Source organism: Actinomyces urogenitalis, from assembly GCF_002861525.1.
In the GTDB taxonomy this organism is placed as follows: Bacteria; Actinomycetota; Actinomycetes; order Actinomycetales; family Actinomycetaceae; genus Actinomyces; species Actinomyces urogenitalis.
This window is the reverse complement of the sequence record NZ_PKHA01000001.1, coordinates 384,914-408,653: the sequence shown is the minus strand read 5'-3', so window position 1 is coordinate 408,653 and position 23,740 is coordinate 384,914. Positions and strand designations below refer to the sequence as shown.

20 protein-coding genes are annotated in these 23,740 nt (G+C 70.2%); 12 read left to right on the top strand and 8 right to left on the bottom strand.

Annotation, left to right across the window (positions count from 1 at the left end; genetic code table 11):
* Positions 1-8: 8 nt before the first annotated feature.
* From CYJ26_RS01735 to leuA, 3 genes are all read left to right on the top strand, one after another.
* On the top strand, positions 9-1,784 hold the full coding sequence (locus CYJ26_RS01735; RefSeq protein WP_101637822.1) for an alpha/beta hydrolase family protein: 1,776 nt from the start codon (positions 9-11) through the stop codon (positions 1,782-1,784).
* 99 nt (positions 1,785-1,883) lie between these two features.
* Positions 1,884-5,450, top strand: coding sequence for a bifunctional proline dehydrogenase/L-glutamate gamma-semialdehyde dehydrogenase (locus CYJ26_RS01730; RefSeq protein WP_101637898.1), 3,567 nt, complete (start codon positions 1,884-1,886; stop codon positions 5,448-5,450).
* 276 nt (positions 5,451-5,726) lie between these two features.
* Positions 5,727-7,505: a 2-isopropylmalate synthase gene (gene leuA, locus CYJ26_RS01725; protein WP_101637821.1), complete on the top strand. Its 1,779-nt coding sequence runs from the start codon at positions 5,727-5,729 to the stop codon at positions 7,503-7,505.
* Here leuA and CYJ26_RS01720 read toward each other — a convergent pair.
* Positions 7,486-8,058, bottom strand: coding sequence for a TetR-like C-terminal domain-containing protein (locus CYJ26_RS01720; protein ID WP_101637820.1), 573 nt, complete (start codon positions 8,056-8,058; stop codon positions 7,486-7,488). The genes leuA and CYJ26_RS01720 overlap by 20 nt on opposite strands.
* A 128-nt stretch (positions 8,059-8,186) precedes the next feature.
* Between CYJ26_RS01720 and CYJ26_RS01715 the strand changes: the two genes are divergently transcribed.
* The 3 genes from CYJ26_RS01715 to uppS all read left to right on the top strand — a co-directional run bounded on the left by CYJ26_RS01715 (position 8,187) and on the right by uppS (position 10,746).
* Positions 8,187-9,110: a DUF5692 family protein gene (locus CYJ26_RS01715; protein ID WP_006549566.1), complete on the top strand. Its 924-nt coding sequence runs from the start codon at positions 8,187-8,189 to the stop codon at positions 9,108-9,110.
* Positions 9,111-9,185: 75 nt separating this feature from the next.
* Positions 9,186-9,935 (top strand): DNA repair protein RecO, encoded by a 750-nt coding sequence (recO, locus tag CYJ26_RS01710; RefSeq protein ID WP_024034999.1) that lies wholly within the window; start codon positions 9,186-9,188, stop codon positions 9,933-9,935.
* Between the two features lies 1 nt (position 9,936).
* Positions 9,937-10,746 (top strand): polyprenyl diphosphate synthase, encoded by an 810-nt coding sequence (gene uppS / locus CYJ26_RS01705; protein ID WP_034234597.1) that lies wholly within the window; start codon positions 9,937-9,939, stop codon positions 10,744-10,746.
* Between the two features lie 5 nt (positions 10,747-10,751).
* Here uppS and CYJ26_RS01700 read toward each other — a convergent pair whose 3' ends face one another.
* Genes CYJ26_RS01700 through CYJ26_RS01685 form a run of 4 tightly spaced genes read right to left on the bottom strand, consistent with a single transcriptional unit; the run spans position 10,752 to position 13,904 of the window.
* Positions 10,752-11,132 carry a Fur family transcriptional regulator gene (locus CYJ26_RS01700; RefSeq protein WP_006549569.1) on the bottom strand — a complete coding sequence of 127 codons (381 nt, stop codon included), beginning with the start codon at positions 11,130-11,132 and terminating at the stop codon, positions 10,752-10,754.
* A complete protein-coding gene (locus CYJ26_RS01695; RefSeq protein WP_180950826.1) occupies positions 11,129-11,986 on the bottom strand; it encodes a metal ABC transporter permease in 858 nt (285 codons plus the stop codon). Before CYJ26_RS01695 ends, CYJ26_RS01700 begins: the two co-directional genes overlap by 4 nt.
* 38 nt (positions 11,987-12,024) lie before the next feature.
* Positions 12,025-12,876 (bottom strand): metal ABC transporter ATP-binding protein, encoded by an 852-nt coding sequence (locus CYJ26_RS01690; RefSeq protein ID WP_101637897.1) that lies wholly within the window; start codon positions 12,874-12,876, stop codon positions 12,025-12,027.
* Positions 12,873-13,904: a metal ABC transporter substrate-binding protein gene (locus CYJ26_RS01685; protein WP_244901993.1), complete on the bottom strand. Its 1,032-nt coding sequence runs from the start codon at positions 13,902-13,904 to the stop codon at positions 12,873-12,875. Before CYJ26_RS01685 ends, CYJ26_RS01690 begins: the two co-directional genes overlap by 4 nt.
* A gap of 122 nt (positions 13,905-14,026) precedes the next feature.
* On the opposite strand from CYJ26_RS01685, the gene CYJ26_RS01680 reads away from it, so the two are divergent.
* Positions 14,027-15,421, top strand: a complete 1,395-nt coding sequence (locus CYJ26_RS01680) for a glycine--tRNA ligase (RefSeq protein WP_024034531.1) — start codon at positions 14,027-14,029, stop codon at positions 15,419-15,421.
* 77 nt (positions 15,422-15,498) lie between these two features.
* On the top strand, positions 15,499-16,788 hold the full coding sequence (locus CYJ26_RS01675; protein ID WP_101637818.1) for a YibE/F family protein: 1,290 nt from the start codon (positions 15,499-15,501) through the stop codon (positions 16,786-16,788).
* Here the strand turns inward: CYJ26_RS01675 and dusB are convergent.
* Positions 16,768-18,084: a tRNA dihydrouridine synthase DusB gene (dusB, locus tag CYJ26_RS01670; protein WP_006549575.1), complete on the bottom strand. Its 1,317-nt coding sequence runs from the start codon at positions 18,082-18,084 to the stop codon at positions 16,768-16,770. The two genes, CYJ26_RS01675 and dusB, sit on opposite strands and share 21 nt — an antisense overlap.
* A 35-nt stretch (positions 18,085-18,119) precedes the next feature.
* On the opposite strand from dusB, the gene CYJ26_RS01665 reads away from it, so the two are divergent.
* From CYJ26_RS01665 to CYJ26_RS01655, 3 genes are read left to right on the top strand one after another with little or no spacing between them, the layout of a single operon-like run.
* Entirely contained in the window at positions 18,120-18,842 is a 723-nt protein-coding gene (locus CYJ26_RS01665; RefSeq protein WP_006549576.1) for an SDR family oxidoreductase, read from the top strand.
* Positions 18,839-19,672: an SDR family oxidoreductase gene (locus CYJ26_RS01660; protein WP_006549577.1), complete on the top strand. Its 834-nt coding sequence runs from the start codon at positions 18,839-18,841 to the stop codon at positions 19,670-19,672. Before CYJ26_RS01665 ends, CYJ26_RS01660 begins: the two co-directional genes overlap by 4 nt.
* 50 nt (positions 19,673-19,722) lie before the next feature.
* Positions 19,723-20,262: a SixA phosphatase family protein gene (locus tag CYJ26_RS01655; RefSeq protein WP_244901988.1), complete on the top strand. Its 540-nt coding sequence runs from the start codon at positions 19,723-19,725 to the stop codon at positions 20,260-20,262.
* A gap of 1 nt (position 20,263) precedes the next feature.
* On the opposite strand, the gene serB is transcribed toward CYJ26_RS01655, so the two are convergent.
* Entirely contained in the window at positions 20,264-20,968 is a 705-nt protein-coding gene (gene serB, locus CYJ26_RS01650; protein ID WP_101637816.1) for a phosphoserine phosphatase SerB, read from the bottom strand.
* A gap of 68 nt (positions 20,969-21,036) precedes the next feature.
* A complete protein-coding gene (locus CYJ26_RS01645) occupies positions 21,037-22,281 on the bottom strand; it encodes a glucose-1-phosphate adenylyltransferase (RefSeq protein WP_034234579.1) in 1,245 nt (414 codons plus the stop codon).
* Between the two features lie 217 nt (positions 22,282-22,498).
* Between CYJ26_RS01645 and glgA the strand changes: the two genes are divergently transcribed.
* Complete coding sequence (gene glgA, locus CYJ26_RS01640; RefSeq protein ID WP_101637815.1) at positions 22,499-23,734, top strand: glycogen synthase; 1,236 nt, start codon at positions 22,499-22,501, stop codon at positions 23,732-23,734.
* Positions 23,735-23,740 lie beyond the last annotated feature (6 nt).

Below are 23,740 nucleotides of genomic sequence, written 5' to 3'. Positions count from 1 at the left end.
GGCCGGCCGTGGCGAACGACCTGCTGACAGCGCAGGAGCTGCGCTCCGGCTGGACCTGGATCAAGGCCTTCCCACGACGCGCCTGGCATCTGCTCCTTGGTCTGTGGCGCCAGGAACGGCGTCGCCTGCTCGTCATGGCTGCCGGCGTGCTCGTGGCCGTGATCGTGCTGGCGGCCCTGGGGGCCGGCGGCGCGGAGATCTGGGACATCACCACCACCCTGGCCCTGGGGGCGGTGGTCCTGGCCGTCTCACGTGACCACCGCACCATCGGCGCCGTCATCGTCACCTGCCTGGCCCTGTCCCTGGTAGGGACTCTGGCCGGACCACGCTGGTCCCCGGTGGCGGTCAAGGACTCCCTCGTGCCCTCCACGACGGACACGCGTATCGGCGGGGACGTGGAGACGGCCCCCGTGGGCAGCTACGAGGTGGCCACGAGCCAGGTCACGATCACCCAGGCCGACGGCGAGGAGGTCCCGGCGCTGCTGCGTCGGCCCGTCGGGGTGGACGAGCCGACGCCGGGCGTGGTCTTCCTCCATGGCGCGGGCACGCACACCCAGGCCGGTTTCGCCGAGCAGGCCGAGGCCCTGGCCTCAGCCGGGGCCACCACGCTGGTGCCCAACAAGCCCACGGAGAACTACAGCCTGACCGAGCGTGACTACGTCTCGATGGCGGCCGACTACGAGCAGTCGCTGGTCTACCTGCGGGGCCTGGACGGCGTGGACTCGGGCCGCGTTGGCGTCTACGCCGAGTCAGAAGGCGGCTACCCCGGCGTCATCCTGGCCGGTACCGACCCGCAGGTGGCCTTCCTCGTCCTGGCCAGCGCCCCGGTGGTCATGATCCGCCAGCAGGCCACCTACGCCGCCGGCTCCTACCTCAAGCGTGTGGGCGTGCCTGACGCCCTGCTTGACGCCGCCGCGCGGCTGCTGGGCAGCCGCGAGCTGCCCCGCGGAGCCTTCGACTACGCCGACTTCGACGCCCGCCCCTACGAGGAGAAGATCACCGTGCCGGTGCTCATGCTCTACGGCACGGGTGACTCCTCGATGCCGCTGGTCCAGGGTCCGGCCACGATCTGGGACTCGATCCGCAAGGCCGGCAACACCCAGCTCACCGTGCGCTACTACGACGGCGCCAACCACGGGCTCAAGCTCGGTACGACGACGGACGGCCCGCTCGCGCCAGGCGTGGCCCGGGACCTGTCGCGGTGGGTCACTGGCCTGCCGGCCACAGCCAGCGCGGCGCCGGCGGTGGCCGGGGCGACGCCGGTGCAGGACTTCTGGGCGCAGGCCCCTGGGCCTGCCCGGTGGTACGCCTCGGGCGACCTCATGCTCGGCACCCTCATCGCGGGAGTGGCGCTGCTGGCGGCAGCCGGGGCCGGCTGGGTGATCGGGCAGCTGCCGCGACTGCGGGGCAGGCGGGGCCTGCACCTGCCGGACCCGATCGGACGCTGGTCGGGGGCGCTGGCCCTGTCCGTACTGGCCGCCTGGGTGCTGTACCTGGCGTATATCGGTCTGGTAGCCCGGCTGGCCCTGTCCTACTCCTCCAACCCGTTCATCTCCTACGGGGGCTGGTTCGTGGCCCAGATGGTGGCTTGGGTGAGCGTCATCCTCCTGGTCAAGCTCTCCGGGCGGATCTGGCTCATGCGCGGCCACGTGCGCCGAGGGAGGCGGAACGAGGGCCGGTGGCTGACTCTTCCTGCAGCCGCGGTCCTGTGCGCAGCGCTCGCCGGTACCCTGGTCCTGCTGGTGGACCTGGCCTACTGGGGCCTGTTTCCGTTGCTGTCGTGAGCCTGGTGATCTTGCGGCCCCATTCGCCTGCGCCCAAGGTCCTAGGTGCGGCACACTGAGGAGGTCTACGTCACTTCGACCGGCAAGGAGGCCGCGCGTATGCCGACCACGCTCCCAGACCCCTCGTCTTCCCTCCCCACCCCCGCACGTGTCTGCCCCGACCACCTGTGGGAGCTCGGTCGTCGCGCCGTCGAGCGCGCCCGCCTCTGGGCCGAGGAGTCCGCGCACGAGCCGACGCCCCGCACCGCGGAGATCCTCTCGCGGGTCCTGGCTGACCCCGATGGGCTGGAGTTCACCACCCGCTTCGTCGACGACGTCGTGCGCCCGGTTGACCTGGACGTCGCCTCGGCAGCCTTCACCCGCTTAGCCGCTGGACGTACCTCGTTCCTGCCCGGGCCCCTGGCCGCGGCGATGGGACTGGGCGGAACGGCCTCGCGCCTGGCGCCGCGCACGGTCACCGCCGTGGCCCGGCGCACCTTCCGGGAGATCGTGGGGGACCTTGTGGTCGACGCCACCGAGCGCAGCCTGGGACCCGCGCTCGCGCGCCTGCGCCGGGGCGGCAACCGCCTCAACGTCAACCTGCTGGGTGAGGCCGTCCTGGGGGAGAAGGAGGCCGAGCGTCGTCTGGCTGAGGTCTCGCGCCTGGTGACCCGCGAGGACGTCGACTACGTCTCGATCAAGGTCTCGGCGGTCACCGGCCCGCACAATCCCTGGGGCCATGAGGAGGTCGTCGCCCACGGGGTGGAGGCACTCAGCCCTCTGTACCGGCTGGCTCGTGACCACGGCACCTTCCTGAACCTGGATATGGAGGACTACAAGGACCTGGACCTGACCATCGAGGTCTTCACCTCGATCCTGGACCAGGAGGACATGCGCGGCTACGAGGCCGGGATCGTCCTGCAGGCCTACCTGCCTGACTCTCTGGGAGCGATGCAGCGCCTGCAGAAGTGGGCCGCTGAGCGCGTGGACGCGGGAGGTTCACGCGTCAAGGTGCGCATCGTCAAGGGCGCCAACCTGTCCATGGAGAAGGTCGACGCCGAGATCCACGGCTGGGAGCTGACCACCTGGCCCTCCAAGCAGGCCACGGACACCAACTACAAGCGGATGCTCGACTGGGCGATGACGCCTGAGCGTACCCGCAACATCCGCCTGGGTGTGGCCGGGCAGAACCTCTTTGACATCGCCTTTGCCTTCGAGATGCGCGCCGCGCGCGGCCTGCAGAACGGCGACGCCGTCGAGTTCGAGATGCTCTCTGGCATGGCCACTGACCTGCAGACCGTGGTGCGCCGCGATACCGGGCACCTCCTGCTGTACGTGCCGGTGGTCCACCCCGATGAGTTCGACGTGGCCATCTCCTACCTCGTGCGCCGCCTGGAGGAGAACGCCGCCCCGGACAACTTCATGTCCGGTGTCTTCGACATCGCCACCAGCCAGGAGGTCTTTGACCGCGAGCGCGATCGCTTCCTCGCCGCCCTGGCGGACGTCGACCCCTCGGCTCCGGTACCGGTGCCCAACCGCCGTCAGGACCGGCTGGCGCAGGCTGCGGCTGGCCTGGACGAGCCGCAGGGGAGCGTGGCCGAGCAGGCCCGGCGTCCCTTCACCAGCGAGCCGGACTCTGACCCTGCCCTGGCCGCCAACCGCCAGTGGGCCCGCCAGATCGCCGCCGCCGTGCCGACCTCACGTCGTGGAGCGGAGGCCGTGGCCGCCAGCGAGCAGCGCCTGAGGACGCCGGAGGCTGCCGAGGAGCTGCTGGCTGGCCTGGCTGGCGCGAGCGCCTCCTGGCGTGAGCGTGGCTATGAGGAGCGTGCCGCCATCCTGCACCGGGTGGGAGACGTGCTGTCCTGCCGGCGTGGTGAGCTCATCGAGGTCGCTGCCAGCGAGGCGGGCAAGACGATCGACCAGGCCGACCCCGAGGTCAGTGAGGCCATCGACTTCTGCCACCACTACGCCACCATGAGCCTGCGTCTGGCCGATGAGAAGGAGATGGTCGGCTCGCGCCTGGAGCCGGTGGAGGTCACGGTCGTCGCCTCGCCCTGGAACTTCCCGCTGGCCATCCCCACCGGGGGAGTGGCCGCGGCTCTGGCTACCGGCAGCGCCGTCGTCCTCAAGCCGGCTCCTCCGGCCAGGCGCTGCGCGGCTGAGCTCGTGCGGGCCTTCCACGACGCCGGTGTTCCTGAGGAGGTCCTGGCCCTGGCCGCCGTCGAGGACGGTGAGGTCTCACGCCAGCTCATCGTCTCCGAGCGCGTGGGCCGGGTCATCCTCACCGGGTCCTATGACACGGCCCGGCTCTTCCGTTCCTGGAAGCCGGACCTGCACCTGCTGGGGGAGACCAGCGGCAAGAACGCCATCATCGTCACCTCCTCGGCCGACCCTGACCTGGCCGTGCGTGACGTGGTGTCCTCCGCCTTCGCCCACGCGGGGCAGAAGTGCTCGGCCTCCTCCCTGCTCATCCTCGTCGGCTCCGCAGGGCGCTCCGAGCGCATCGCCCGCCAGCTCGTGGACGCCACCGCCTCCCTGCGGGTCAAGGCACCCGAGCACCTGGACGCCCAGGTGGGGCCCGTCGTCGTGCCCGATGACCCCAAGGCGCTGCGAGGACTGACCACGCTGAGCCGCGGTGAGCACTGGGTGCTGCGGCCCCAGCACCTGGGCGGAGGGCTGTGGCGTCCGGGCATCCGTGCGGGCGTCACCCCGGGCAGCGAGTACCACCGCACCGAGTACTTTGCCCCGGTGCTCGGCGTCATGCGGGTGGAGACCCTCCAGGAGGCGATCGACGCCGTCAACGCCGTCGACTACGGACTCACCTCCGGCCTGCAGACCATGGACGCTGGCGAGCTGGCGACCTGGCTGGAGCAGGTCGAGGCCGGCAACCTGTACGTCAACCGTGGGATCACCGGCGCGATCGTGCGCCGTCAGCCCTTCGGGGGATGGAAGCGCTCGGCGATCGGCTCGACCACCAAGGCCGGTGGACCCAGCTACCTGCTGGGCCTGGGCGAGGTGGTCCGCGACCGCACGCCGCAGGCGCCCTCCGGCTCCCACCTGCGCGAGAACCTGCACGCCGGGGCCCTGGCCCTCTACGACGCCGTGCGCACTCACCTGGGACGCGAGGAGGCCGCCTTCCTGCACGCAGGGCTGGCCGCGGACGCCGCAGCCTGGCAGGAGACCTACGCACGCAACCTGGACGTGACGGGACTGGCCTGTGAGCGCAACGTCCTGCGCTACCGCCCGGCCGCCGTCACTGTGCGTGCCGAGGCCGGCACGCCGGAGGCCGACCTCGTGCGTGTCCTGGCGGCGGGCATGGTCGCCGGCGCCGGGATTGAGCTCAGCGTGGCCCAGGAGCCCAGTGATGAGCTGGCGGAGGCCCTGCGCTCGTGGATGCGCGTGCGGGTGGAGCAGACCTCGGCTTGGGAGCTGCGCCTGGCGGACAAGGCGGCTTCGGGTGACCTGGATCTGCGGGTGCGAGTGATCGGCCCGCGTGAGCAGACCAGCCAGGAGCGCTGGCGTGAGGCGAGCCGCGTGACCAAGGGCAGTCCCGACGTCGCCCTGTACACCGGTGAGGTCACGGCCAACCCGCACACCGAGCTGCTGCCCTTCCTGCGTGAGCAGGCCGTGGCGGTGACGGCGCACCGCTTCGGCACGCCGCTCGACCTGGCGGCCGGGCTGCTCTAGCGCCGTCGGGACCGTGGTTTTCCGTGCGGGACCGGTACCTGCGCTGTCCGTAGGGGACGGTCCCGCACGGAAAACCACGGTCCCGATGACGAGGCAGGCGTCCACTCTGCGGCACATTCCAGCGCCGAGGACGCCAGGGGAGTACCGTCACAGCCATGCGCGCGACCAGCAGCCTCCTGCTTAGCCGCCGCGGCGGGGCCTGACCAGGCCGGCACCCCGACCGCGGCTTACCTGTGTTGCCGGCCTCCCCAGCCTTACCCACACAGGAGTCCTCCGATGCGTACCGCCCGCCCCGCACCCCAGCAGCCTTCTGGCATGCCCTTTGCCAAGTACCGGCCCTTCCGGGACACCGGGGTCACGGACCTTCCGGACCGGACCTGGCCCACCAAGCACCTGACCAGCGCCCCACGCTGGCTGTCGACGGACCTGCGTGACGGCAACCAGTCCCTCATCGAGCCGATGGGCCCGGCTGCCAAGCGCGCGGTGTTCGACATGCTCGTGCGCATGGGCTTCAAGGAGATCGAGATCGGCTTCCCGGCCGCCTCTCAGACGGACTACGACTTTGTGCGCTCCCTGGTGGATGAGGACGCGATCCCCGAGGACGTGACGATCTCTGTTCTCACCCAGTCGCGCAGCGACCTCATCGACCGCACCCTGGACGCCTGCATCGGTATCCCGCGAGCCACCGTCCACCTCTACAACGCCTTGTCTCCTCTGTTCCGTGAGGTCGTCTTCCGCATGGGCAAGGACGAGATCCGTGACCTCGCCGTCGAGGGCACGCGCCAGGTGATGGCCCGGGCGGAGAAGGTCCTCACCGAGGACACGATCTTCGGCTTCGAGTACTCCCCGGAGATCTTCGTGGACACCGAGCGTGAGTACACCTTGGAGGTCTGCGAGGCCGTCATGGAGGTCTGGCAGCCGGAGGCTGACCGCGAGATCATCCTCAACCTGCCGGCCACCGTCGAGCGCGCCACCCCCAACGTCTACGCCGACCAGATCGAGTGGGTCTCGCGCCACCTGTCCCACCGTGAGGCCGTGTGCCTGTCCCTGCACAACCACAACGACCGTGGCTCGGGCGTGGCTGCCGCCGAGCTGGGCCTGCTGGCCGGCGCCCAGCGCGTGGAGGGCTGCCTGTTCGGCCACGGCGAGCGCACCGGCAACGTGGACCTGGTCACCCTCGCCCTCAACCTGTTCAGCCAGGGCGTGGACCCCATGCTCGACCTGTCGAATATCGACGAGATCCGTCGTACCGTCGAGCACGCCACCGGCATGGACGTGCCCCCGCGCACCCCGTACGCCGGCGAGCTGGTCTACACCTCCTTCTCTGGATCCCACCAGGACGCCATTAAGAAGGGCTTCGCCGCTCGTGCCACGCAGGTAGCGGCCAAGCGCGAGGAGGGGATGGATGCCGAGGCTGCCGAGACCGCGGTGCCCTGGCACATGCCCTACCTGCCGATTGACCCTCACGACGTGGGGCGTTCCTACGAGGCCGTGGTCCGTGTCAACTCCCAGTCCGGCAAGGGCGGGGTCTCCTACCTGCTCGGCCAGACCCACAACCTCGACCTGCCCCGCCGCCTGCAGATGGAGTTCTCCCGGATCGTCCAGCGCCACACCGACACCTACGGTGGCGAGGTCGACGCCACGCGCCTGTGGACCCTGTTCACGGACGAGTACCTGCCGGCCAAGGCGGCGCCTGAGGCGGACCTGCCCAGCTGGGGCCGCTATGAGCTCAAGGGTGCCACGCTGACCTCCTCCGGCGAGGAGGAGTCGATCCTGACCGTCACCCTGCGCGACGGCGGCGAGCGCCGCCTGCTCACCGCCTCGGGCAACGGCCCGCTGGACGCCTTCGTCTCCGCCCTGGAGCAGACGGGGGTGAGTGTGCGCATCCTCGACTACGCCGAGCACGCCCTGAGCGAGGGGCGTGACGCGCGAGCCGCCTCCTACGTCGAGGCTGAGGTCGGCGGGCAGGTCCTGTGGGGAGTGGGCATCGACCCCTCCATCGCGACCTCCTCCTTCAAGGCCGTCATCTCCGCCGTCAACCGCGCTCTGCGTTGAATCGCGTCAGCGACTGGGAGACGCACCCACGCAGGACCCGCTCGATCCTCGGCACGAGGACGTGCGGGTCCTGCTGCATCCCGGTGGCGAGCCAGTGCATGAGGTGCCCCAGGACGCACAGGGTGTAGTGGTCAATGATGAAGGCTCGGTCCTGCGGATGGAGGCCGCGGTCATGGTCGAGCTCGGCGACGATCACCACCATCATGGCGCGCAGCTGGCTGTGCAGGAAGCGCTCGAGGTCCTCGTGGCTGAGCGCCTGGATGGTCTGGTAGGTCTGGGCCTTGTGCTGGGCCATCCAGACCATGAGCAGCTCCAGGCCCTCGGCCCAGTGGTCGTAGCCGGCCGCGTCCATGACTCGGTGGGTGACCTCCTGCATGAAGGTCCACACGGCCAGGTCGTAGACGTCGGCGAAGTGGTAGTAGAAGGCCTGCCGGGTGATCCCGGTGGCCTGGGTGAGGCGACGGACCGTGACGCGATTGAGCGGCGTCGTCTCCAGCTCGTCCTTGAGCGCCTGGCCCAGGGCCAGGCGTGTGCGCGCGGCAGTGTCACTCACGGCTGCCAGCCTAACCAGGAAGGCCTTGACACTTCAGCCCAGGTGACAAGTGCGCGTGGTGGCGGCGCTGCCTAGCCTCACGGTGACAGGCAACCTCCTGACTCCCAATGACGTGAAAGGTGCTCGCCATGTTCCTGTACGCCGATATCGCCTGGTACTCCTGGGCCGCCTGGTTCGCGGTCCTGGCCGCCCTCATCGTGCTCAATGAGATCAGCCGCCGCTGGCGCGTGGCCGGCTGGCTGCTGTTCATCGCCCTGCCCGTGGCCCTGACGGTCTTCGTGTGGCCGCAGACCGCCGGGGCCGGCTCCTCCACCGGGACCTGGTTCCACTGGGTCAAGGTCTACTCCGCCCTGGCCGGCTGCCTGGGCTTCATGGCGCTGCGATACCGCCCACGCCTGGATTCCAACAAGTGGGCGCTGGCCTTTCCTCCTGCCATCCTGGCGATCAATATCGCTGAGGCCTGCATCCGTGACTTCCAGGTCGGGGCGATGGGCGCCAACGGCGTGGTGGACGGCGTGTTCATGGTCTCCGGCCCCTGGAACTGGATGAACGGTGTGGCGGGCCTGCTCAACCTGGTGACGATCTGCGGGTGGACCGGCATCTTCATCTCCAAGGCTCCCTCCAAGGACATGGTCTGGCCGGACATGCTGTGGTTCTGGGTCATCGCCTACGACCTGTGGAACTTCGCCTACGTCTACAACTGCGTGGGCGACCACTCCTTCTACGCCGGCGCCGCGCTGCTCATCTCCTGCACGATCCCGGCCTTCTTCATCAAGAAGGGCGTGTGGCTCCAGCACCGTGCCCACACGCTGGCCTTCTGGATGATGTTCACCATGGCAGTGCCGGCCTTCGTCACGGACTCCCGCTTCGCCGTCGAGGCCTCTCATGACCCGGCCGCGCTCATGACGGTCTCGGCCGTGGCCCTGGCTGCCAACGTGGCCGTGGCCGTCTACCAGCTGCGCACCATGGTCCGTGACCACCGCAGCCCGCTGGGCGAGGAGCTCTACACCGGGCACCGGGCCTACCGCGAGGTCGTGGAGGCCAACCGCTGACACGTCCGCTCAGGGCCGACGGCGCCGCCTGCCTGGCGGGGTGAGGCGGCGGCGCCGTCGTGGCACAGTGTCCCCGTGCCCAGCAAGCTCTACCGCGACGAGGCCATCGTCCTGCGGACCTACCGCCTCGGCGAGGCCGACCGCATCATCGTCATGCTCACCCGCGCCCACGGGCAGGTGCGCGCGGTGGCCAAGGGCGTGCGCAAGACAGGGTCGCGCTTCGGTGCGCGCCTGGAGCCTTTCTCCATGGTCGACGTCCAGCTCCACGCCGGGCGCAGCCTGGACGTGGTCACCCAGGTCGAGACCATCGAGCCCTTCTCCGCTCCCGTCTGCTCCGACTACGCCGTCTTCACCTGCGCCTCGACCATGGTCGAGACGGCCGAGCGGCTGACCGAGGACGACGGCGACCTGGGCACCACGGACTCACCCCAGCAGTTCCTGCTGCTCTACGGGGCCCTCGCCGCCATGGCCAGGCGCCGGCACGCCCCGGGCCTGGTCCTGGACTCCTACCTGCTGCGCGCCCTGGCGCTGGCCGGCTGGGCGCCGTCGTGCTTTGACTGCGCGCGCTGCGGTGAGCCGGGGCCGCACACCGCCTTCCACGTCCAGGCCGGTGGCGCGGTGTGCGCCAGCTGCCGGCCGGCCGGCAGCGTGGAGGTCAGCCCCCGCACGATGGCGCTGCTGGGGGCGCTGCTGTCAGGGGACTGGGCCCTGGCTGACGCCTCGGGGCCCCGTGAGCGCTCGGCGGCCTCGGGCCTGGTCTCGGCCTACGTGACCTGGCACCTGGAGCGTCGTCTACGCTCTCTGGCACTGGTGGAAAGGACCTGAGATGACCAGCACACCTGCCCCGCGTGGGGATGACGCCGCTGAGGACCGCGTGCCGCTGCACCGACCGGGACTGAGGCCGCCGGCGCTGGCGGCCGCTGCCGTGCCCGCGCACGTGGCCTGCGTGATGGATGGCAACGGTCGGTGGGCTAATGCCCGAGGGCTGCCGCGCACCGAGGGCCACCGGGCGGGGGAGTCCACCATGATGGACGTCATTGCCGGGGCGGTGGAGATCGGGATCAAGGAGCTGAGCGTCTATGCCTTCTCCACCGAGAACTGGCGCCGCTCACCGGCCGAGGTCCGCTTCCTCATGGGCTTTACCCGCCAGGTGCTGCGCGCCCAGACCGAGGACCTGCGCGCCTGGGGCGTGCAGGTGAGGTGGGTGGGTCGCGAGCCGCGGCTGTGGAAGTCCGTCCTGGAGGAGGTCCGCCGCGCCGAGCGGCTGACCGCCGGCAACGAGACCATGGTGCTCAACATGTGCCTCAACTACGGGGGCCGGGCGGAGATCGCCGACGCCGCCCGCGCGATCGCCCAGGAGGTGGCCGCCGGGCGCCTCAAGGCCTCCGCGGTGGGGGAGAGGACCGTGGCCCGTCACCTGTACTCGCCCACGATGCGGGAGGTAGACCTCATGATCCGCACCGGTGGGGAGCAGCGGACCTCAAACTTCCTCATGTGGGAGGCGGCCTACGCTGAGCTGTACTTCTCGCCCCTGCCCTGGCCCGAGTTCGACCGCACGCAGCTGTGGAAGGCCTGCCAGGCCTACGCCGAGCGCGACCGGCGCTTTGGTGGGGCGGTGGACCAGGTCCAGGCCTGAGCCACTCAGTCCTTGCTACAGGAGGCGCACACCCCGAAGAACTCGGCCGTGTGCTCCATCTGCGTGAAGCCCGCCTGGGCGGACACGCGCGCGATCCACTCCTCCAGCTCGCCACCAGCGACCTCCACGGTGTGCCCGCAGCGCCGGCACACGATGTGGTGGTGGTGCTCGCTGCCCTCGCAGCGTCGGTAGAGCACCTCCTCGTCGCTGCGCACCTGGTCCACCTCACCGGCCTCGGCCAGCGCGGTGAGGTTGCGGTAGACGGTGGCCAGCCCCACCTTGGTCCCCTCCGCCTCCAGGGCGGCGTGGATCTGTTGGGCGGAGCGGAACTCCTCGGTGCGCTCCAGGATGTCGCGCACGGCGGCGCGTTGCCAGGTTGATCTCATGCTGAGGCCTCCTTGCGGCCCGCCTTGCGCAGGTAACGGACCAGGCCGGTCGCCACGGCGACCACGGCGTAGAGCACCACGAGCTCGACGACGATCATGGCTCCTGGAGAGGCCGCCACGACGTAGGTGATGACCAGCCCGCTCACGCAGGCGGCCACACCGATGACCATGGCCAGTCCCATGGTGCGCGAGAACGAGTGCGAGACGAGCTGGGCCACCGCCACTGGCACGATCATGACGGCGCTGACCAGCAGGGCGCCCACCACCCGCATCGACACCGAGACCGTCAGCGCCGCGACCATGGCGACCAGCACGTTGAGCACGCCGGTGGGCAGCCCGATGGCACGGGCGAACTCCTCGTCGTGGCACAGGGCGAACAGAGGACCGCGCAGGCCCAGGCCCACGGCCAGCACGACGGCGGCCAGCGCGATGGTGAACCAGGCGTCGGCCACGCTCACCGTGGCGATGGAGCCGAAGAGGTAGGAGGTGAGGTTCGTCGTCGTGCCTCCGGCGACCTTGATGAGGATGACGCCGCCGGCGATACCGCCGTAGAAGAGGATCGCGAGCGCCACGTCCCCGCGGGTGCGGCCGCGGGCCCGGATGACCTCGATGAGGACGGCGCCGAGCACGGAGGCGATGATGGCGCCGGGGATTGCCCAGGCGTCGTGCGGGGAGACGTTGGCGGCGGCTCCGGCCAGCCAGCCCAGGGCTACTCCGGTCAGCGCGATATGCCCGATCCCGTCTCCCAGCAGCGCCAGACCACGCTGGACCAGGTAGGTGCCCACCACTGGCGCGGACACGCCGACCAGGACGGCCACGATGAGCGCACGCTGCATGAGCAGGCTGGAGAACATCTGCGAGCAGGTGTCGATGAGCTCGTTCACGGCGTTCCTTAGTGCGAGTGCACGCCGAGCGGGCCGGACAGGTCCGGGGCGTGGTGGCGAGCGGGGGCGGCGTCACCGTGCGGGTGCTCGTGCTCGCAGTCGTCGAGGTGGTCGTGGCCGACGACGTCGTGCTCACCGTGGTCGTGGTGGGCCGGGGCGAGCGCGGAGGCCGGCCCGTCAGAGATCACTCGTCCCTCCGACAGGACGACGGCGCGCTCGACGACGTCAGCCAGCTCACCCATCTCGTGCAGGACGGTCAGCAGCGTCAGCCCCCGCTCACGCAGGGTGGTCAGGATGCGTGCGAGCGCCTCGCGCGAGGCGCGGTCGATACCCGCCAGGGGCTCGTCCAGGATGAGCAGGTCAGGGTCACGCACCAGGGCACGGGCGATGAGGACGCGCTGGGACTGGCCGCCGGAGAAGACCTGGACGTGGTCGCCCGCGCGATCAGCCAGGCCTACCGCGTCCAGGGCGGCTAGCGCCCGCTCGCGCGCTCTGCGGCCCCGGTCGGCGAAAGGATGACGAGGGTCAAGCAGGCCCGAGCGCACGACCTCCAGCGCCGTGGCAGGCACACCCGAGGAGGCGCCCGCACGCTGGGGCACGTAGCCCACGCGGTTCCAGGCCACACCACAGCGGTGGGTGACGTCATGACCGAACAGACGTACGCAACCGGCCCACAGAGGGTTCAGACCCAGGACCGTCTTGACCAGCGTGGACTTGCCTGAGCCGTTGGCCCCCAGCAGCGCCACGGACTGCCCGGCTGCCACGGTGAGGTTGATACCAGACAGGATGAGGGTGGAGCCAAGGACCACGGAGGCGTCCTCGACGACGACGGGGTCCGGGTCGTGCCGAGCGGCGCTCACTGGCACCCCAGAGCGGTGCGCAGCTGGGAGAGGTTGGTGGTCATGGCCTCAGTGTAGTCACCGGACTCGGGTACTGACTCCACAGGGTCGAGCACCGCCGTCGTCGTCCCCGTCTCAGCGGCCAGGGCCTGGGTCGTCTTGGGGGAGAGGAGTGCCTCGGTGAAGACCGTGGTGGTGCCGGTGCGGGCCACGATCGTCTTGATCGCCGCGATCTCAGCCGGGCTGGGCTCGGCGTCGGGGTCGATGCCGGAGACCGAGGCCTGGGTGAGGTGGTAGCGGTCGGCGAGGTAGCCGAAAGCGGCATGGGCGGTGACGAAGGTGGTGCGCTCGCACTGGGCCAGGCCCGTGGTGTAGGAGTCATCCAGTGTGGTCAGGGTGTCGTTCAGCGTGGCGAGGTTGGCCTCGTAGTCGGAGGCGTGATCCGGGTCGACGGCGGCCAGGGCCTGGGCGACGGCGCTTGCGGCCGCCTTCATCCTGACCGGGTCGAGCCAGAAGTGCGGGTCGAGGGCCTCGGTGGCCTCGTCGTCGTGGTCGTGGCTCTCCTGCCCGTCCTCGTCCTCGCCGTGGTCATGGTCCTCGCCGTGGTCATGGTCCTCGCTCACGCCGTCGTGGTGGACCAGGTTCACGGCGCTGGCCAGATCGGTGACGGTGGGGCCGGAGACCTGGGCAACGGCGTCGTCAAGGGAGGGCTGGAAGCCGGAGACGTAGAGGATGGCCGCCTTGCCGCTCAAGGAGGTGACGTCGCGGGGGGAGAGCTCGTAGTCATGCGGCTCGACGTTGGTAGGGGTGACCGCGGCAGCGTCGACGTGCTCCCCGCCGATGGCCTGGGCCAGGTACTGGATGGGGTAGAAGGAGGCGGCCACCTGGATCCGGCCGTCGGCGGCGGTGGTGCCGGTGGCGGTGGCGGAAGCGGACTGCGAGGAGGGGGACAGGGCGGCGCAGGCGGTCAGGGCGCCGCCGAGGGCGAGGGCGCTGACCGTGGCGAGGGCGTGTCGGACGTGGGACTGGGTGATGTTCATGGGAATCATTTTCATCAAGTGGGTGGGGAGTGTCAAATGGACGCCGCTACGAGGTGGCGCCATACTGCCTCTAGACTGACCCCACTCGTTCCCACCAACCAGGTGCGGACAACGACTTGCAGGAGAACATGGTGGCCAAGACCTCCTCCACCCTCGACAACGTCATCAACCTCGCCAAGCGCCGCGGCTTCGTCTTCCCGTGCGGTGAGATCTACGGCGGAACCCGCTCGGCCTGGGACTACGGCCCGCTGGGCGTCGAGCTCAAGGAGAACATCAAGCGTCAGTGGTGGCAGTACATGGTCCGCTCGCGCGACGACGTCGTGGGCCTGGACTCCTCCGTCATCCTGCCGCGCGAGACCTGGGTTGCCTCCGGTCACGTCAAGGCCTTCACTGACCCGCTCATCGAGTGCACCTCCTGCCACAAGCGCCTGCGTGAGGACGAGCTGCAGGAGGCATACGCCGCCAAGCACGGCATCGAGGACCCCGACTCCGTCAGCCTTGACCAGCTCGTGTGCCCCAACTGCGGCACCCGCGGCCAGTTCACCGAGCCTCGCGCCTTCTCTGGTCTGCTCAAGACCTTCCTCGGTCCGGTGGATGACGAGGCGGGCCTGCACTACCTGCGTCCCGAGACCGCCCAGGGCATCTTCATCAACTTCGCCAACGTCATGAGCGCGGCGCGCAAGAAGCCGCCCTTTGGCATCGGCCAGGTGGGCAAGTCCTTCCGCAACGAGATCACCCCGGGCAACTTCATCTTCCGTACCCGCGAGTTCGAGCAGATGGAGCTGGAGTTCTTCTGCGAGCCGGGCACGGACGAGGAGTGGCACCAGTACTGGATCGACTACCGCAAGGCTTGGTACACGGGCCTGGGAATCAAGGAGGACAACCTCCGCCTCTACGAGCACCCCGCTGAGAAGCTCTCCCACTACTCCAAGCGCACGGTGGACCTGGAGTACCGCTTCGGCTTCCAGGGCAGCGAGTGGGGCGAGCTGGAGGGCATCGCCAACCGCACGGACTTCGACCTGAGCACCCACGCCGAGCACTCGGGCAAGGACCTGTCCTACTTCGACCAGACCAAGAACGAGCGCTGGACCCCCTACGTCATCGAGCCCTCGGCGGGACTGACCCGCTCCCTCATGGCCTTCCTGGTGGAGGCCTACACCGAGGATGAGGCTCCCAACACCAAGGGTGGCGTGGACACCCGTGTGCTGCTCAAGCTCGACCCGCGCCTGGCGCCGGTCAAGGCCGCCGTCCTGCCGCTGAGCCGCAAGGAGGAGCTGACTGGTCCGGCCAAGGAGCTGGCTGCGCGCCTGCGCCGAACCTGGAACGTCGACTACGACGACGCCGGTGCTGTGGGCCGGCGCTACCGCCGTCAGGATGAGATCGGCACCCCCTTCTGCATCACCTACGACTTCGACTCTCCGCAGGACGGCGCCGTCACGGTGCGTGAGCGCGACACCATGGCTCAGGAGCGCATCCCGCTGGAGGGCGTGGAGCGTTACCTGGCTGAGCGCCTCATCGGCTGCTGACCTCCTCAGCATCAACCCCCGGTTGAGGCGGGGCGTGGGTGGGAGAGCGTGAGTGAGCGGTCAGGCATGATAGACAGATGAGCACCGAGCCCCGTACCCCTGGCCTCAGACGCGCCGCCGGCCACGCCCACGACCACGGCGGGCCACTGAGGCTGGCGCCAGGCGAGTCCCGGCGTGTGCGGATCGTGCTCGCGGCCCTCGTCGTCCCCCTGGTCCTGGCCACGCTCCTCGGCATCGCGGTGCTGTGGCCCGGGCGCGTGGAGGCCATCGGCTCCCAGCCCTTTGCGGCCGAGGGCGCCAGCCTGGCCACGGCCCGTGTCACCGCCACGCAGGTCTCCTCCTGCGCCGAGTCGGCAGCGAGCCTGGGCGGGATCAGCGACGGCTCGCTCCTGGGCGACGCCGTGTGCGCCGAGATCACCTCGGGTGAGGGACGCGGCCTCGTGGTCCCCGTCCACGTGCCTGCCGAGTCCCTGCCGGCGGCCCAGGTCGGGGACCGGATGCGGGTCATGTACACCGCTCAGGCGCTGGCTGGCGGGACCCCTTACGTCTTCGTCGACTACGACCGCCAGCTGCCGGTTGGCGCTCTCGCCGTGGCCTACCTCGTGCTCGTCGTGGCGGTGGCCGGACTCAAGGGCCTGCGCGCCGTCCTCGGCCTGGTGCTGGCCACCGGCGTGCTCCTGCGCTTCATGATCCCCGCGCTGCTCGCGCTCCACCCTCCGCTCCTGGTCACCCTCGTGGGCTCGGTGGCCATGATGCTGCTCGCCGTCTACGTCGCCCACGGCGTCAGCGTCCGCACGACGACGGCGCTGCTGGGCACGCTGGCAGGCGTCGTCATCACGGTGGTGCTGGCGCTGTGGGGCGTGGACGCCGCCAACCTCACCGGCGCGGTGGGTGAGGAGGCCCTGACGCTGACCGCGATCGTGCCGGGCCTGAGCCTGACCTCACTGCTGACCTGCGGGATGGTGATCGCTGGGCTCGGCGTCCTCAATGACGTCACCATCACCCAGGCCTCGGCCGTGTGGGAGCTGCACGCCGCCAACCCCACGCTCAGCCGAGCACGTCTGCTGACCGGTGGGATGCGGATCGGCCGCGACCACATCGCCTCCACCGTCTACACCCTGGCCTTCGCCTACGCAGGCACCGCCCTGCCACTTATCCTGGCGGCCGCCCTCATTGACCGCTCCGTGGTGGACACGCTGCTCAGCGGTGAGATCGCCGAGGAGATCGTGCGCACGCTGGTCTCCTCGATCGGGCTGGTGCTCGCCATCCCGGCGACGACGGCGATCGCGGCCGCCCTGTGCGCGCCGGCCCGGCATGAGGCCGCAGTGGTGGGCAGCCAGGCAGGGTCAGCCTCCGGAGACGTCTGACTCGGCCTGGAGCAGCAGCACGCGCTGGTCCTGGCTGAGGTAGGGCGAGTCCAGCCAGCCGTCGGGCAGGTGCGGACGCTTGGGCGTGCCGGCCCGCCCTCGCGGTCCCTCCACGGTCTCGCCGGGGTAGAGCACCTGCTCGGGCAGGCGTGCGCGCATGGCCTCCAGCCCGGCGTCGAGCTCGGCGAGTGAGGAGACCTTCATCAGATCCCCACGGGCCTGCCCGCCCACCGGATACCCCTTGAGGTACCAGCCAATGTGCTTACGCAGGTCACGTACGCCCCGGTCCTCGCCGAGCTCGGCAGCCAGCAGGCGCGCGTGGGCGCGGATCGTGGCGATGACGGCGTCCAGGTCCGGGTGGGTGCGCTCGACGGAGCCGGACAGGGCGTGGACGATGTCAGCGAACAGCCAGGGCCGGCCCTGACACCCCCGGCCCACGACCACGCCGTCACAGCCCGTCTGCCTCATCATCTCCAGCGCGTGGCTACCAGTCCAGGTGTCCCCGTTACCCAGCACAGGAATCCGGCAGGCCTCCTTCAGACGCGCGATCGCGGACCAGTCCGCCTTGCCTGCGTAGTGCTGGCGGGCCGTACGCCCGTGCAGGGCCAGGGCCGCGACCCCGGCGTCCTGGGCGGCGCGGGCGGCGTCGAGATAGGTCTCATGCTCCTCGTCGACGCCGATGCGCATCTTGACGGTCACCGGCACCTCGCGCTCGCGCCGGCCCAGACGCACCCCCTCCTCGGCTCCGCGCACCACCTCGCGCAGGATTGCGTGCAGCAGGTCCTTCTTCCACGGCAGCGCCGCCCCACCACCTTTGCGGGTCACCTTGGGCACCGGGCAGCCGAAGTTGAGGTCAATGTGGTCAGCCAGGTCCTCCTCGACGAGGATGCGCGCGGCCTTCCCAGCGATAACCGGGTCCACCCCGTAGAGCTGGATGGAGCGCACGCGCTCAGTGGGGTCGGTGCGCACCATGGCCAGGGTCTTGTCATTGCGCTCGACCAGCGCGCGCGTGGTGACCATCTCGGTGACGTACAGACCTGCTGGGGCGAGCAGGCCGCCGTCGTCGGTAGGCAGCGGGCCGGCGGCTGCCGGGCGAGCGTGAGCGGGCAGGGCGCTCTCGCCCTGCTCCCGGCACAGGCGGCGGAAGGAGGCGTTGGTGACGCCAGCCATCGGGGCGAGCTCGACGGGCACGCCAACCGTAATTGGGCCAATGCGTAGCGGGCTGACGCCGAGCGGGGCGAGGCCGAGCTGGGCCGGGTCGGCAGGTTGCGAGGTGGGGGCGTGCGTCACGCGCACACTCTGGCACACGTAGGCTGGTAGCCGTGAGTGGTGTGAGGAACGACGGTGCTCTCGCGTCCCCGACGGCGCTGGTCACCGGTGCCTCTGGCGGCATCGGGGCGGCGGTGGCCGGGGCGCTGCGCCAGGCCGGTGACCAGGTAGTGGGCTGGTCACGCAGCGGCGCGGCGCCGGAGGGCGTGAGGGGATGCAGCGTTGACGTCACCGAGGCCGGCGCTGTGCGGGCCGCGGCTGCCCGGCTGGAGGAGGCCGGGGGAGTCGAGGTCCTCGTGTGTGCGGCCGGGGTGGCCGTGGACGCGCTGGCCATGCGCACCAGTGACGAGACGTGGCAGACCACGGTGGAGACCAACCTTACCGGTGCCTTCACGGTAGTGCGTGCGGTTCTGCCCGGCATGCTGCGCCGACGCAGCGGCCGGATCATCCTGGTCTCCTCCGTGATCGCGGCCCGCGGGGGCACGGGACTAGCGGCCTACGGTGCGTCCAAGGGCGGGATCGAGGGGCTCACGCGCAGCCTGGCCCGGGAGGTCGCGCCTCGGGGCATCACGGTCAATGCCGTGGCCCCCGGGTTCGTGGACACGCCGATGACGGCCGGTCTGAGCCAGCCGGCGCGTGAGTCCTACCTTGCCCAGATCCCGATGGGCCGGCTGGGACGGGCTGAGGAGGTGGCCGCCGTCGTCCGTTTCCTGGCCAGCCCGCAGGCCTCCTACGTCACCGGCGCGATCGTGCCGGTGGACGGCGGGATGGGGATGGGACGATGACGGGTCTGCTGGACGGGCGCACCGTCCTGGTCACCGGTGTGCTGCGTCCTTCCTCGATCGCCACAGCCGTGGCACGCGAGGCTGGCGCGCAGGGCGCCCGCCTGGTGCTGAGCTCGCCGCCACGGGCGCTGCGGGTGACTGAGCGGGTTGCCGCTGGAGCCGGCCTGGGTGAGGTCCCGGTGCTGGCGCTGGACCTGACCGACGCCGAGGCGCTGAGCGGCCTGGAGGCGCAGCTGCGCGGTCTGGGTGTGGACACGCTGGACGGCGTGGTCCACTCAGTGGCCCAGGCTGCTCCCGGCCTGCTGGGAGATCATCTGAGCCCGTCCGACTCGGCCGCGCCTGGTGCCGGGGAGGGGCAGGCCGGAGCGAGCGCCGCCGGCCTGGCCTCCTGGCAGTCGGATCTGGAGCGCGCGCTCACAGTCTCGGTGACCTCGCTGCCGGCGCTGGTGGGGGCTCTCAGCCCGCTCTTGGTGCCTGGGTCAGCGGTGCTGGCCCTCACTTTCGAGTCAGGCAGGGTCGTGCCCGGCTACGGCTGGATGGGACCGCTCAAGGCGGCGCTGGAGGCCAGTGTGAGGGGCCTGGCGGTGGAACAGGGGCCCCGCGGGGTTCGTGTCAACGCCCTGTCCGCAGGGCCCCTGCGGACGACGGCGGGGGGTGCGATCCCCGGTTTTGACCAGCTGGCTCAGGCGTGGGAGAGCCGGGCGCCGCTGGGCTGGGACGCGGGCGACCCGAGCCCTGTGGCGCGCACGGCGGTGGCACTGCTGTCCAGCTGGTTGCCGGCCACGACCGGTGAGGTGCTGCACGCCGACGGCGGGGCCAGCCTGGTGTGACCACCGCTCTCGTCACCTCCCGCGCCTAGCCGCTCGCGTATCCTGGCCGGGTGACTGAGAACGCTGTGAGCGCTGACGAGCCCATGACGAGCCAGCCGGACGAGCGCACCCTCGTGCTCGTGCGCCACTCCAAGGCGGCCCGGGGCATGTCCGACGCCGAGCGACCGCTGACCGAGCACGGCGAGCAGATGGCGGCTGACCTGGCCAAGCAGCTGGGCAGCCGGATCGCTAGCCTCGACCTCCTGCTCGTCTCCCCGGCAGCGCGTACTCGCCAGACGGCCCGCCCTGTGCGCGACCGGCTGCGTCCCCGGGACACACGGGTGGAGGAGGTCCTCTACATGGGCAGCTCGACCAGGGTCCTGGAACAGCTCACCGTGCTGGACGAGGAGGTGCGTAGCGTCGTCGTGGTGGGGCATGAGCCCACGACCTCGATCCTGGCCTATGAGCTGGACGAGGGCGCAAGCGACCTGGCCCGGCAGATCGAGTTCGGCATCCCGCCAGCCACGGCGCTGGTGCTCTCGGTCCCGGTCTCCTGGTCCGAGCTGGGCCCCGGCCGGGCCCGTCTGACCGAGATCCTCATGACCAGCTGAGCTAGAGGAGCTCCAGGACGGCGCGCAGGTCACGCACGTGCACGGCCGCCGGCGCCTGTTCGACGACGACCGGCTTGGCACAGAAGGCCACCCCCAACCCAGCGGTGGCGATCATGCCCAGGTCGTTGGCGCCGTCGCCCACCGCGACCGTGCGGGAGAGCTCGACGCCGTCCTGCCTGGCCCACTGGCGCAGGCAGCGCACCTTCTCCTGCCGGTCCACGATCCGGCCCAGGACCTGGCCGGTGAGGTGACCGTCGCGGACCTCCAGGCGGTTGGCGGCGACGTGGTCGATCCCCAGGCGCTCGGCCAGCGGGACCACCACCTCCTCAAAACCCCCGGAGACCACGCCCACCCGGCAGCCGCGTGCGTGCAGCTCGTTGATGAGCCCGGCCGCGCCACGGGTGGGACGGACCTCAGCCAGCACCTCGGCAAAGACCGTCTCCGGTACGCCACGCAGCGTGGCCACGCGCTCACGCAGGGAGGCGGCGAAGTCCAGCTCTCCACGCATGGCCCGGGCCGTGACCGCGGCGACCTGCTCGCGGGTGCCGGCCCTCTCGGCAATGAGCTCAATGACCTCCTGCTCGATGAGCGTGGAGTCCACGTCCATCACCAGCAGACCCGGGCCCGCCTGCGCCAGCAGGCCGGTGGCGCGGAGCCCAGAGACTCGCGGGGAGGTGGCAGCCGGTGCGCTGGTCGCGTTGCTCATGTGCCGATGCTAACGGCCCCGTCGTGTTGTGAGACGACGAGGCCGTGAGCGTGAGACGCCGCAGCTGCTCAGCGCGTGACAGTCTGTCCCTTGGCGACCACGGTGATCCCAGACTCGGTGACGGTGAAGCCACGTTCCCGGTCGTGCTCGGGGTCGATACCGACCATCGCGCCCTCCTCCACGTGGACGTACTTGTCCAGGATGGCGCGGTTGACCACGGTGTTGCGTCCCACGTTCACCCCGTCCATGAGCACGGACTCGCGCACCGAGGACCAGGAGTTGACGCGCACGCCCGGGGAGAGCACCGAGGAGATGACCTCACCACCGGAGACGATGACGCCGGGGGAGACGATCGAGTCCACCGCGTGGCCCAGGCGCTCGTGGTAGCCGTAGACGAACTTGGCCGGCGGCATGGAGTTGGTGTAGCCGGCGAACAGCGGCCAGCGGTCGTTGTAGAGGTTGAAGACCGGGGTGACCGAGATGAGGTCCTGGTGGGCGTCGTAGAAGGCGTCCACAGTACCCACGTCGCGCCAGTAGTCGCGGTCGCGCTCGGAGGCACCAGGAACCTCGTTGTCCTTGAAGTCGTAGACCCCGGCCGCTCCGCGTGCGACGAACCAGGGGACGATATTGCCGCCCATATCGTGCTTAGAGGACTCGTCCGCGGCGTCGACGGTGACCGCCTCCAGGAGGGCGTCGGCGTTCATGATGTAGTTGCCCATCGAGGCCAGGACCTCGTCGGGGGAGTCGGGCAGGCCCGGGGTGGACTGGGGCTTCTCCACGAAGGCCTTGATCTTGCCCTTGTCCGCCGGGTCGGTCTCGATGACGCCGAACTGGTTGGCCAGCGCCTTGGGCTGGCGGATGCCGGCCACGGTGCACGGCAGGCCCGAGGCGATGTGGTGCTCCAGCATCTGGGAGAAGTCCATGCGGTAGATGTTGTCCGCGCCGGTGATGACCACGTAGTCCGGCCGCTCGTCGTCGAGCAGGTTGAGGGACTGGTAGATGGCGTCCGCGCTGCCCAGGAACCAGTGCTTGCCTACGCGCTGCTGAGCGGGGACCGGGGCAATGTAGTTGCCCAGCATGTCGCTCATCCGCCAGGTCTTGGCGATGTGGCGGTCCAGCGAGTGGGACTTGTACTGAGTGAGCACAACCACCTTGAGGAAACCAGAGTTGATCATGTTCGACAGGGAGAAGTCGATGAGCCGGTAGATGCCGCCGAAGGGCACGGCCGGCTTGGCTCGGTCAACAGTCAGTGGCATCAGGCGCTTGCCTTCGCCGCCGGCGAGGATGATTGCAAGGACTCGTGGGTAGGCCATGGGCTCAGAGTAGAGGGCGGGTGAGCACCTAGGTGGGCAAATGGCGTGACAGGATGGTGAACGCTTTCGTCCGGACGAAAGCGGCACGGCGGGGCGCCAGAGCCGATACCGTCTGAGGGGAGGGCCGACGGCGTTGCCTGCCACCCGCTCGGCCGCTCACCACGACTCGATACCCACCCTGGCACCCGCAGTGCCCCACGAGGAAGAGATGAGGACCATGAGGGTCGACCTGCTGACCAAGGAGTACCCGCCCTTCATCTACGGCGGTGCCGGCGTCCACGTCAATGAGCTGGCCAAGGTCCTGCGTCCGGTGGCGGACGTGCGGGTCCACGCCTTTGGTGGCCCTCGCGAGCCTGGTACCGAGGGCGCCGATCCTGGGGTCACCGGCTACGCCGAGCTGCCGGAGCTGGCTGGCGCCAACGCGGCGCTGCGCACCTTCGGGGTGGACCTGACCATGGTGGCGGACGTGGAAGGGGCTGACATCGTCCACTCCCACACCTGGTACGCCAACCTGGCCGGTCACCTGGCTGGCCTGCTGCACGGCATTCCTCACGTGGTCTCGGCCCACTCCCTGGAGCCGATGCGCCCGTGGAAGGCCGAGCAGCTCGGCGGTGGCTACGCCCTGTCCTCCTGGGCCGAGGCTCAGGCCTACGAGGGGGCCAGCGCCGTCATCGCCGTTTCCCACGGCATGCGTGAGGACATCCTGCGCTCCTACCCGGCTGTGGACCCGCAGCGTGTCAAGGTCGTCCACAACGGCATTGACCTGGCCGACTGGGCCCGTCCCACCGATCCCGCCTTCGAGGACCTGGCGGCCCAGGTACGCGCCCGCTTCGGGATCGAGACCGGCCGGCCCACGATCGTCTTCGTCGGCCGTATCACGCGCCAGAAGGGGCTGCCCCACCTGCTGCGCGCCGTCGCCCAGCTGCCCGAGCAGGTCCAGGTCATCCTGTGCGCCGGCGCCCCGGACACCCCGGAGATCAAGGCGGAGGTTGATCAGGCTGTGGCCGGGCTCCAGGCCACGCGGACCGGCGTCATCCTCATCGAGGAGATGCTGCCCCACCGTGAGCTGCAGGCTGTGCTGGCCTCCTCCGACGTCTTCGTGTGCCCCTCGGTCTACGAGCCGCTGGGCATCGTCAACCTGGAGGCCATGGCGATGGGCCTGCCGGTGGTCGGCTCGGCCACCGGCGGCATCCCGGACGTCATCGTCGACGGCGAGACCGGTTACCTCGTGCCAATCGACCAGCTCACCGACGGCACCGGCACGCCGACGGACCCCGAGCGCTTCGCGGCCGACCTGGCTGAGCGCCTGACCGCGCTGGTCACGGATGCCGAGCTTGCCTCCCGGATGGGGGCAGCGGCCCGACGGCGCGTTGAGGAGCACTTCTCCTGGTCCGCGATTGCCACCCAGACCATGGACGTCTACGAGTGGGCGCTGGCCCACCCCAAGGGCTGAGGGGCT